This window comes from Streptomyces aurantiacus JA 4570 (genome assembly GCF_000414115.1).
In the GTDB taxonomy this organism is placed as follows: Bacteria; Actinomycetota; Actinomycetes; order Streptomycetales; family Streptomycetaceae; genus Streptomyces; species Streptomyces aurantiacus_A.
The window spans coordinates 17,892-28,407 of sequence record NZ_AOPZ01000136.1; the positions used below are offsets into that span (position 1 = coordinate 17,892).

Here is a 10,516-nt window from a genome sequence, read left to right on the forward strand (position 1 = left end):
CTCGCCCAAGGACGAAGGGCCGACCGTCAGTTCAGGTGCTCCGGCCCGAACGCGTCCGGCAGCATGTCGCCGAGCGACCGCACCCCGGACGACGTCTCAAGGAGCAGCCCCGGGCCGCCGAACTCGTACAGGAGCTGGCGGCAGCGCCCGCACGGCATCAGGATGTCGCCCTTGCCGTCCACGCAGGTGAAGTGCGTCAGACGGCCGCCGCCGGTGAGCTGGAGCTGGGAGACCAGGCCGCACTCGGCGCACAGGCCGAGGCCGTAAGAGGCGTTCTCGACGTTGCAGCCGGTCACGGTCCGGCCGTCGTCGGCCAGCGCCGCGGCGCCGACCGGAAAGCCCGAGTACGGGGCGTAGGCGCGGGACATGGCGTCCCGTGCCGCCTCCCGGAGCGCGTCCCAGTCGACGTCCGCGGCAGCGGTCACTTCCCTTGTCCCTTCCGGTACGGCATCCCGTCCGCCTTCGGCATCCGCAGCCGTTGGGCGGACAGGGACAGCACCAGCAGCGTCACCACGTACGGCGTCGCCGTCACGACCTGGTTCGGCACCTCGTCGGTGAAGCCGTACCAGAGGAACATCAGCGCCGAGACCGCCGCGGTGACCACCGCGGGGACGTAGCGCTTGCGCCAGATCAGATAGGCCGCGCCGATGAGGAGAAGGATGGCGATCAGCAGCAGCAGGGCGTGGACATTCGTGCCGCCGCCCCGCAGCTTCAGGCTGTCGGTGTAACCGAACAGGCCGGCGCCGAGCGCGAGTCCGCCCGGCATCCAGTTGCCGAAGATCATGGCGGCGAGGCCGATGTAGCCGCGGCCGCCGGTCTGGCCCTCCAGGTAGATGTTGGAGGCCACCAGGGAGAGGAACGCGCCGCCGAGCCCGGCCAGACCGCCCGAGATCACGACGGCCAGGTACTTGTACTTGTAGACGTTGACGCCGAGCGACTCCGCCGCGATCGGGTTCTCGCCGCAGGAGCGCAGGCGCAGGCCGAACGCGGTGCGCCACAGGACGAACCAGCTCAGCGGCACCATCGCCACGGCGATCAGCGTCAGCGGCGAGACGTCCGTGAGCAGGCCGCCGAGCAGGCCCGCGAGGTCGGAGACCAGGAACCAGTGCTTCTGGTTGAGGTCCTGGAGCCAGTCGGACAGGCCCGGCACCGAGAACTTCCCCAGCGAGTCCACGCCCGGCGACTGCTTGGACGTGCCGCCCTCCTCGCCCTCGAAGGCGAAGGTGGACAGGTAGCGGGTGGTGCCGAGGGCCAGGATGTTCAGCGCCACACCGGAGACGATGTGGTTGACGTTGAACGTGACCGTGACGATCGCGTGCAGCAGTCCGCCGAGCGCCCCGCCGAGGACGCCGAAGAGGATGCCGACCCACGGGCCCCACTGGAAGCCCGCCCAGGCGCCGAACCAGGTGCCGAGGATCAGCATGCCCTCAAGGCCGATGTTGACCACGCCCGCGCGCTCGGCCCACAGGCCGCCGAGGCCCGCGAGGCCGATCGGCACGGCCAGGCGCAGCGCGCCGGACATCTGGCCGGTGGAGGTGATGCCGTGGGCGTCGGTGATCAGCCGGACCACGGAGGTCAGGACGAGGACGCCCGCGATGATCAGGAGCAGGACGGGGAGCGAGACGCGGCGGCGGCCCGGCGCGGGAGTCGCGGGCGCGGCCTTGGTGACGGTTGCCGTGCTCATCGGGCAGCCACCTCCTTCACGGAGTCGTTGTTGCCGTTGTTGCTGTCGCCCGCCGCACGTGCCGCGGCGGCCAGTTCCTCGCCGACCCGCTGCTGCTGGCGGCGCAGGCCCCAGCGGCGTACCGCCTCGTACGAGACGACGACCGCGATCACGATCAGGCCCTGCATGATGACCGCGATCTCCTTGTCGTACCCCTTGTAGTCGAGCGCCGGGGACGCCTTGGCGAGGAAGGCGATGAGGAGGGCCGCGAAGGCGATGCCGACCGGGCTGTTGCGGCCGAGCAGCGCGATGGTGATGCCGGTGAAGCCGAGTCCGGTCGGGAAGCTCAGGCTGTACGTGTGCACGTCGCCGAGCAGGATCGGCATGCCCGCGAGGCCCGCGACGCCGCCGGAGATCAGCATGGCGGTGAGCACCATGCGCTTGGCGTTCACACCGGAGGCGGCGGCCGCGGACTGCGAGGCGCCGGTGGCCCGCAGGTCGAAGCCGAAGCGGGTGCGGTTGAGGATCAGCCAGTACAGGACGCCCGCGAGGACGGCGACGACCACGAAGCCGTAGATCTCGCCGGAGGCGCCCATGTCGATGCCGGGGAACCAGCCGGAGGAGTGCATGACGCCGGTGGTCTGGTTGTTGCCGACCGGGACGCCGAAGTTGTCGTCGAGCGTGAGGTAGCCGATGACGCTCGTCGCGATGGCGTTCAGCATGATCGTCGAGACGACCTCGCTGACGCCGCGGGTGGTCTTCAGGATGCCCGCGATGCCCGACCAGAAGGCGCCGGTGAGCATGGCGACCAGGATGAGGAGCGGGATCTGGAGTCCCGCGGGCAGCGACACGTGCGCGCCGACGACCGCGGTGACCATCGCGGCGAGCCGGTACTGGCCGTCCACACCGATGTTGAACAGGTTCATCCGGAAGCCGATGGCGACGGCGAGCGCCGCCAGGTAGTACATCCCGGCCTCGTTGATGATGAGCACCTGGATGTCGGAGAACGTGGCCTGCTCGAACATCAGGCTGTACGGCTCGATCGGGCTCTTGCCCGAGGCGACCAGGACGACCGAGGTCAGCACCATGGCCGCGACGAGCGCGATGACCGGTCCGGCCACCGCGAGGAGCACGCGCTCCTTGTCGAACTTCTTCATCGGGCCTCGTCCTCCGGGGCGGCTTCTTCTTGTACGTCGACGGCGTCCCCGGCAGCCCCGCCGGTGTCCTCCTCGACGTGTTCCAGGTGGCCGGACGCCGCGCCCGTCATCGCCGAGCCCAGCTCCTCCGGCGTGACCGACGCGGGATCGGCGTCGGCGACGAGCCGGCCGCGGTAGATCACGCGGAGGGTGTCGGACAGGCCGATCAGCTCGTCCAGGTCGGCGGAGATCAGGAGCACGGCCAGGCCCTCGCGGCGCGCCTCGCGGATCTGGTCCCAGATCTGCGCCTGCGCGCCGACGTCCACGCCGCGCGTGGGGTGGGCGGCGATGAGGAAGCGCGGCTTGTGGCTCATCTCGCGGCCGACGATCAGCTTCTGCTGGTTGCCGCCGGACAGCGAGGCGGCCGTGACGTCGATGCCGGGCGTCCGGACGTCGTACTCCTCGACGATGCGCCGGGTGTCGGCCTGCGCGCCCTTGATGTCGAGCAGGAAGCCGCCCTTGCCGCGGGTGTTGGGCTTCTCGGTGACGTGGCCGAGGATGCGGTTCTCCCAGAGCGGTGACTCCAGGAGCAGGCCGTGCCGGTGGCGGTCCTCGGGGATGTAGCCGACGCCGTCCTCGCGGCGCCTGCGCGTCGACCGGTCGGTGATGTCCTCGCCGGCCATGCGGATGACGCCGGAGTCGGCGTGCTTGAGGCCGATGAGGGCGTCGATCAGCTCGGTCTGGCCGTTGCCCTCGACGCCCGCGAGGCCGAGCACCTCGCCCTCGTGGATGGTGAAGGAGATGTCGTCGAGGAGCGGCAGGTCCGAGCCCGCGGCGAGCAGCTTCAGGCCCTCGACCTCGATCATCGGCCGGTCGGTGACCGTCGACTCGGCGGTCTCCGGGGTCGGCAGCTCGCTGCCCACCATCAGCTCGGCGAGCTGGCGCGGGGTGGTCTCGGACGGGATCGCCGTGCCCACCGTCGTACCGCGCCGGATGACGGTGATGTCGTCGGCGACGGACAGGACCTCACCCAGCTTGTGCGAGATGAAGATGACGGACAGGCCCTCGGACTTGAGCTCGCGCAGGTTGTCGAAGAGCGCGTCGACCTCCTGCGGCACGAGGACCGCGGTCGGCTCGTCGAGGATGAGGGTGGTGGCGCCGCGGTAGAGGACCTTGAGGATCTCCACGCGCTGGCGGTCGGCGACGCCGAGGTCCTCGACGTACGCGTCGGGGCGCACCCCGAGTCCGTACCGGTCGGAGATCTCGGCGATCTTGCGGCGGGCCCCGGCACCGATGCCGTACAGCTTCTCGCTGCCGAGCACGATGTTCTCCAGGACCGTCAGCTGGTCGGCCAGCATGAAGTGCTGGTGCACCATGCCGATGCCGCGCGCGATGGCGTCGGCGGGGCTGCCGAAGGAGACCTGGGTCCCGTCGACGGCGATGGTGCCCTCGTCCGGCTTCTGCATGCCGTAGAGGATCTTCATCAGGGTCGACTTGCCGGCGCCGTTCTCGCCGACGAGGGCGTGGACGGTGCCCTTGCGGACGCTCAGGTGGATGTCGTGGTTGGCCACGACGCCGGGGAACCGCTTGGTGATGCCGTTGAGTTCCACCGCGCACGCGGTGGTGGCGGTGGGCGGAGGGCTGGTGGACGCGTCGATGGCGCACTCTCCTCGGGGACTAAGGAAAGGGGCCTGCGCCGCACACGCGGTGTGGCCCTGTCTTCTCGGCTGGGAGGCTGGGGGTCCGGGAGGTCCGGGGCCCGGGGTCTGGGATCCGGAGGTCAAACCCCGGAACCAGCAAGGCGGTTGGAGCCTTGGCCGCGCGAACGGGGCGCGAGGAAGTCATCCTCCCCACACCCCGTCGCACGGCCGTCACGCCGTCATTACAGCGCCGTCTTGACCTTGATCTTGCCGCTGGTGATGCCCTGCTCGGCCTTCTTCAGCTCCGTCTGCAGGTCCTTCATCTTCGTGAACTCGGGGTTCGAGTCGGCGAGGCCGACACCGCCGGACTTGAGGTCCGCGCGGACGACGCCGCCCTCGGCCTTGTCATCCTTCACCGACTTCACCAGGTTGTACACCGCGCCGGCGACGTCCTTGGTGGCCGAAGTCAGGATGTACTTCTTGTACTTGGCGAGGGCCTTCTGCTTGTACTGGTCGGAGTCGACACCGATCGCCCACACCTTCTTGGCGGCGGCGGCCTCGATGACGCCCTGACCGGAGAGACCGGACGCGTGGTAGACCACGTCGGCGCCGTCCTCGATCTGGCCGCTGGCCGCCTCCTTGCCCTTGTCCGGGCTGGAGAAGCCGCCGTCCTCGGCCTTCTCGGTGAGGAACTGGCGCTTGATCTTCACCGACTTGTCGGTGGCCTGGACGCCCTGGACGAAGCCCGCCTCGAACTTGCGGATCAGCGGGTTGTCGACACCGCCGATGAAGCCGACGGTCTTGGACTTGGTGGCCTTGGCGGCGGCGACACCGGCCAGGTACGAGGACTGCTCCTCGCTGAAGACCAGGTCGGCGACGTTCTTGGCCTCGATGGTGGCGTCGTCGACGATGCCGAAGGTGACGTCCGGGTGCTTGGCCGCGACCTCCTTGACGGCGGGCGCGTAGGCGAAGCCGACCCCGATCACGGGGTTGTAGCCCTGCTTGGCCAGCTCGGTGAGGCGCTGGATCTTGTCGGCGTCGGACTCGCCGTCGTTCGGCTCGACCGCCTTCTTGCCGACCTTGAGGTCCTTGGCGGCCTTGTTCATGCCGGCGGTCGCGGCGTCGTTGAAGGACTGGTCGCCCTCGCCGCCGATGTCGTACGCGATGGCGACGCCCTTGCTCTTGCCGTCCTCGCTCTTGGCGGCGTCGCTGGAGGTACCGCCACAGGCGGAGACGGAAACGGCGAGAGCGGCGGTCGCGGCAGACGCGAGCGCGATTCGGGACACCCGGCGCATAGAGACGAACTCCTTATGTACAAGGACGTGGGATACGTACGTGACGTGGGGACCTGAGAGACCTGCGTGTCACGTACGACCTGTCACGTACGTGCAGTGCGCCTCACCCGGCGCTGATTTCGCCGCAGCGTAACGCGCGTAGACCTGCCGTAAGAACCCTTCTGTCCGCTCCGTTATCGAGCTGTGGCCAGCAGGCGTCGGGCGGATGACGGCCGGGTGCGCCCGCCCATGGACGCCTGAACTGCGACGGATTCGCGGGGGCGCAACGGGTTATACGTACGACCCTCGCGCGGGAATCCGACGCCGTTATACGTACGACGTCGGACACACCACACAAAACCCGGATCAAGGCCGGGTCTTGACCTTCACCTTGCCGCTGATGATGTCCTTCTTGGCCTGTTCGACGGCGGCCACGATGTCCTTCATGTCCTTGTACGCCGGGTTGGAGTCCGAGAAGCCCACCCGCCCCGACCGGAGGTCGTACCGCTGGGTGCCGGTCATCGGTTTGCCGTCGACGACGGACTTGGTGAGGTCGTAGACGGCGCCGCCGACGTCCTTGAAGGCCGAGCCGAGGATGTACTTCTTGTACTTGGCGAGGGCCTTCTGCCGGTACTGGTCGGAGTCGACGCCGATCGCCCACTTCTTCTGCGAGCCGGCCTCCTGGATCACGCCCTGGCCGGAGAGCCCGGCCGCGTGGTAGAGCACGTCGGCCCCGGCTTCGAGCTGGCCGCTGGCGGCGTCCTGGCCCTTGTCGGGGCTGGCGAACCCGCCCTCCTCGGGCTTCTCCGTCAAATACCGCTTCTCGATTTTGATCTTCGGGTCGACCGACTTCACGCCCTGCACGAACCCGGCCTCGAATTTGTGAATGATCGGGATGTCCACGCCGCCGATGAATCCGACGTGTTTGACCTTGGTCGTCTTCGCGGCGGCGACCCCGGCGAGATAGGACCCCTGTTCCTCGTGGAATACGAGATCGGCGACGTTCTCGGCCTTGACGGTGTTGTCGTCGACGATCCCGAAGGTGGTGTCGGGGTACTTCTTCGCCACTTCCTGAATGGCGGGCGCGTAGATGAAGCCGACACCGATCACGGGGTCGTAGCCCTGCCGGGCGAGCTGCTCGATGCGCTGGGTCTTGTCGGCGCTGGACTCGCCGTCGCCGGGCTCCATGTCCACGCCGCCGATCTTGAAGTCCTTGCGGGCGCGTTCGTAGCCGGTGTACGCGGCGTCGTTGAAGGACTGGTCGCCCTGGCCGCCGATGTCGTACGCGAGACCGATGCCCTTGCCGTCGTACTTCCCGGAAGTGCCCTTGCCCTTGCCGCCGTTGCCGTTGTCGTCCTTGGCGGCATCGCTGCTGGTCTCACCGCACGCGGAGGCCAGGAGGGCGAACGTCGCCACCGCCACGGCCACTTGGGAAATCCTCGAAACTCTCGCTGGACGACGCCGACGCATAGGACGTACCCCTCACGTTACGAACGTTCCCCGACGCGCCGGTGACGGCGCCGATTTCGGCGCACATTAACGCGCGTAGAAAGGGAGGGGAACGGGTTCGACGGAGGCCGTTATCGATTCGTGGCGGGGCGGGTTACGCCCGCGTAAGGGTGATTACGCGGGCGTTGATCGTGGCGTGCCGTCGCGGGGTGTGGGTACGGCGGTACCGGGGTGCGGGCGTAACTGGCGCCCGGGGTCAGGCGGGACGCGCGGCGGCGTCGATGAGGGCGGCGGCGGTGAAGAGTTCCACGCCGACGGTGATCGCGTGCTCGTCGGCGTCGAAGTCGCCCTGGTGCAGGTCGCGTACGCCGCGTTCGCCGGGGGTGCGGACGCCGAGCCGGGCCATGGCGCCCGGCACGTGCTCCAGGTACCAGGAGAAGTCCTCGCCGCCGAGGCTCTGCTCGGTGTCCTCGATGGACGCGGCGCCGCGCCGGGCCGCCATGGCGTCCCTGAGCAGGTCGGTGACGGCGGGTTCGTTGACGACGGGCGGGACGCCCCGGACGTAGTTGATCTCGGACTTGGCGCGGTAGAGGTCGGCGATCTCCTGGATGGCGGCGTGCACGACGTCGGGCGCCTGCCGCCAGGTGGCGAGGTCGAGGCAGCGGATGGTGCCGGACAGCTCGGCGTGCTGCGGGATGACGTTGCAGGCGTGGCCGGACTCGATGCGGCCCCAGGTGACGGAGAGGCCGGAGCGGGCGTCGACGCGGCGGGACACCAGGGCGGGCACCTCGGTGACGACCTTGGCGGCGGCCGTGACGAGGTCGGTCGTCAGGTGCGGCCGCGCGGTGTGGCCGCCGGGGCCGTCGAGGAAGACTTCCAGGCGGTCGCAGGCGGAGGTGATGGGCCCGTGCCGCAGGCCGATGCGCCCTGCGTCCACGCGGGGGTCGCAGTGCACGGCGATGATGCGGCCGACGCCGTCGAGCACGCCGTGCTGGATGGCGTCCGCGGCGCCGCCCGGCAGGACCTCCTCGGCGGGCTGGAAGATCAGCCGCACGGGGTGCGGGAGCAGCCCGCTCCCGGCCAGCTCGGCGAGGACGAGCCCGGCGCCTAGGACGACGGTGGTGTGCACGTCGTGGCCGCAGGCGTGGGCGCGGTCGGGGACGGTGGAGCGGTACGGCACGCCCGTCTTGGTGTCCGGGATGGGCAGCGCGTCGATGTCGGCGCGCAGCGCGAGAACGGGGCGGCCGGGGCCCGGCTCGCCCCCGATGTCACAGACGAGTCCGGTCCCGTTGCCGAGGACGCGGGGTGTGAGCCCGGCGCGCTCCAGGCGGGCCTTGAGCGCCGCTGTGGTGCGGAACTCCTGGTTGCCGAGCTCGGGGTGCATGTGCAAGTCACGGCGGAAGGCGATGAGTTCGGCGCGCAGCGTGTCAGGCAGCGCGCCGGGCAGCTCGCCGGGCGCGGACTCGGCTTCGGACTCGGCTTCGGAATCAGCTTCGGACTCGCGGGACATCAATTGGTTCACCCTGTGAAGGGTAGGGCGATGGACGGGTCAACTAACCCTCGATCAACAAAAGTTCAGCCAGATTGAGGTAAGAAAGCTGGCCCGCGTGCGCATGTCTGACTGGTACGGCGGGTATGAAGGTGGGTTACCTTCCGCATGCGGAGGGGCATCTCCCCTGGTCGCGCGGGGGCTCCCAAAGGATGACGCTCATCCTCGCGGTGGAGGACGGTGACGGGGGGCCGGGGCGCGTCCGGGTGGACGGGACAGGGCCGTGGTCGAGCGCGGGCTGAGCGGTCGCCCGCATCGGTGGGCGACAAACTCCAGGATAGCCCCTTATGGCGGCATTTGCGGCCGAGACGGGTGCACGGAAGGCCGGAGTTCCGAATTAACCCTATTTATCCGTGCTGTTGACACTCCATCACCCCATATGAACTGAATGCGACCCCGCATTCCAGAACGGATCCGTCGCGCCTCGCCGCGCCCGCGGATCCGGCGGTCACTGCTGCTGTCTTGGGGGTCGACGAAGGTGAAGGTCGCGTTCCTTCTGCACAACGCGTACGGCATCGGTGGCACCATCCGGTCCACGGCGAACCTCTCGGCCGCGCTGGCCGGGCGCCACGACGTGGAAGTGGTGAGCGTGCACCGGGTCGCGGAGGAGCCGTCGTTGCCCTTCGACCCGCGGGTACGCCTGCGGTCCCTCATCGACATGCGCGAGGACAGCCCGTCGTACGAAGGCGCACACGAGTTGACGGCCACGGGCAACAGCATGTTCCCGGACAAGGGCGTGGACCACGGGCGGCTGCGCTACACCGCGCTGCACGACCGGCGCATCGCCGCGTACCTGGACCGGACCGACGCCGACGTGGTGATAGCGACCCGCCCCATCCTGAACGGATACCTGGCCCGCCACGGCCGCCGAGGAGGCGGCGAAAGCTCGTCCTCCGCCGCCCCCTCCTACCTGCGCGTCGGCCAGGAACACCTTTCGTACGACGCGCACAGCGAGCAGTTGCGCACCGACCAGAACCACGCGATCACGAGCGGCCTCGATGCCTTCGTGACGGTTTCCGAGGCGGACGCGCGGCTCTACCGGGCGGCGCTTCCGGACGCGAGGGCCCGGCTCCTGTCCATACCCAACGGCGTGACCGCGCCCGCCGTGGCGCCGTCGCCGCTGAATTCCAAGCTCATCGTCGCGGCGGGCCGGCTGGTGGCCGTCAAGCGCTACGACCGCCTGATCTCCGCGTTCGCCAAGGTCGCCGCCGAGTACCCGGACTGGACGCTGCGCATCTACGGCCGCGGCCCGGAGGCGCCCCGGCTGCGCCGCCGGATCGACGAACTCGCCCTCTACAACCAGGCGTTCCTGATGGGCCCGGCGGCCCCGATCGAGACCGAGTGGGCCAAGGGCGCCATCGCGGCGGTCTCGTCCGACATGGAGTCGTTCGGCATGACGATCGTTGAGGCGATGCACTGCGGCGTCCCGGTCGTCGCGACGGACTGCCCGCACGGTCCGGCCGAGATCATCACGCACGGCGAGGACGGCGTGCTGGTGCCGCTGGACGGCGGCGTGGACGCGTACGCGGGGGCGCTGTCGTCCCTGATCGCGGACGCGGAGCTGCGGGCGCGCCTGGGGGCGGCGGCGCGGGCGAAGGCGGCGACGTACGTTCCGGCGGAGATCGCGGGGCGGTACGAGGCGTTGTTCCGGGAGCTGGGGGCCGGGGCGGGGCCGGGGGAGGCGGGGGGCGCGGCGGCTGAGCGCGGTGGGCGCCGTGGCCCCCAGGAGCACGGTGACCCCCATAGCGGCCGGGGCAGCCGTGGGCGCCGTCTCACCTCCCGCATACGCGCGGCCCTGGGCGGCC

Annotated in this window: 8 protein-coding genes; 1 reads left to right on the forward strand and 7 read right to left on the reverse strand. The window is 69.7% G+C overall.

Going from position 1 to position 10,516, the window contains the following annotated elements; genetic code table 11:
- Positions 1-26: 26 nt before the first annotated feature.
- The 7 genes from STRAU_RS15260 to STRAU_RS15290 form a co-directional block, all read right to left on the reverse strand.
- The gene (locus STRAU_RS15260; RefSeq protein WP_016641231.1) at positions 27-425 is read right to left on the reverse strand and encodes a cytidine deaminase; all 399 of its coding nucleotides are present in this window, start codon (positions 423-425) and stop codon (positions 27-29) included.
- Positions 422-1,684: an ABC transporter permease gene (locus STRAU_RS15265; RefSeq protein WP_016641232.1), complete on the reverse strand. Its 1,263-nt coding sequence runs from the start codon at positions 1,682-1,684 to the stop codon at positions 422-424. The genes STRAU_RS15260 and STRAU_RS15265 overlap by 4 nt, the downstream gene beginning before the upstream one ends.
- Positions 1,681-2,820, reverse strand: coding sequence for an ABC transporter permease (locus STRAU_RS15270; protein ID WP_016641233.1), 1,140 nt, complete (start codon positions 2,818-2,820; stop codon positions 1,681-1,683). Before STRAU_RS15270 ends, STRAU_RS15265 begins: the two co-directional genes overlap by 4 nt.
- Positions 2,817-4,457: an ABC transporter ATP-binding protein gene (locus STRAU_RS15275; protein ID WP_052029097.1), complete on the reverse strand. Its 1,641-nt coding sequence runs from the start codon at positions 4,455-4,457 to the stop codon at positions 2,817-2,819. Before STRAU_RS15275 ends, STRAU_RS15270 begins: the two co-directional genes overlap by 4 nt.
- 224 nt (positions 4,458-4,681) lie before the next feature.
- Positions 4,682-5,734, reverse strand: a complete 1,053-nt coding sequence (locus tag STRAU_RS15280; protein WP_016641235.1) for a BMP family lipoprotein — start codon at positions 5,732-5,734, stop codon at positions 4,682-4,684.
- Between the two features lie 345 nt (positions 5,735-6,079).
- Positions 6,080-7,183 carry a BMP family lipoprotein gene (locus STRAU_RS15285; protein WP_037659630.1) on the reverse strand — a complete coding sequence of 368 codons (1,104 nt, stop codon included), beginning with the start codon at positions 7,181-7,183 and terminating at the stop codon, positions 6,080-6,082.
- A 235-nt stretch (positions 7,184-7,418) separates the two neighbouring features.
- Positions 7,419-8,672 (reverse strand): amidohydrolase, encoded by a 1,254-nt coding sequence (locus STRAU_RS15290; RefSeq protein WP_016641237.1) that lies wholly within the window; start codon positions 8,670-8,672, stop codon positions 7,419-7,421.
- A 517-nt stretch (positions 8,673-9,189) separates the two neighbouring features.
- On the opposite strand from STRAU_RS15290, the gene STRAU_RS15295 reads away from it, so the two are divergent.
- A partial coding sequence (locus STRAU_RS15295; protein ID WP_158692076.1) for a glycosyltransferase occupies positions 9,190-10,516 on the forward strand: 1,327 nt, incomplete at its 3' end.

Excerpts from the sequence above, each read along its gene's own strand:
- STRAU_RS15290 (WP_016641237.1), bottom strand. The coding sequence starts at position 8,672 with ATGTCCCGCGAGTCCGAAGCTGATTCCGAAGCCGAGTCCGAAGCCGAG.
- STRAU_RS15280 (WP_016641235.1), bottom strand. The coding sequence starts at position 5,734 with ATGCGCCGGGTGTCCCGAATCGCGCTCGCGTCTGCCGCGACCGCCGCT.
- STRAU_RS15270 (WP_016641233.1), bottom strand. The coding sequence starts at position 2,820 with ATGAAGAAGTTCGACAAGGAGCGCGTGCTCCTCGCGGTGGCCGGACCG.
- STRAU_RS15285 (WP_037659630.1), bottom strand. The coding sequence starts at position 7,183 with ATGCGTCGGCGTCGTCCAGCGAGAGTTTCGAGGATTTCCCAAGTGGCC.
- STRAU_RS15265 (WP_016641232.1), bottom strand. The coding sequence starts at position 1,684 with ATGAGCACGGCAACCGTCACCAAGGCCGCGCCCGCGACTCCCGCGCCG.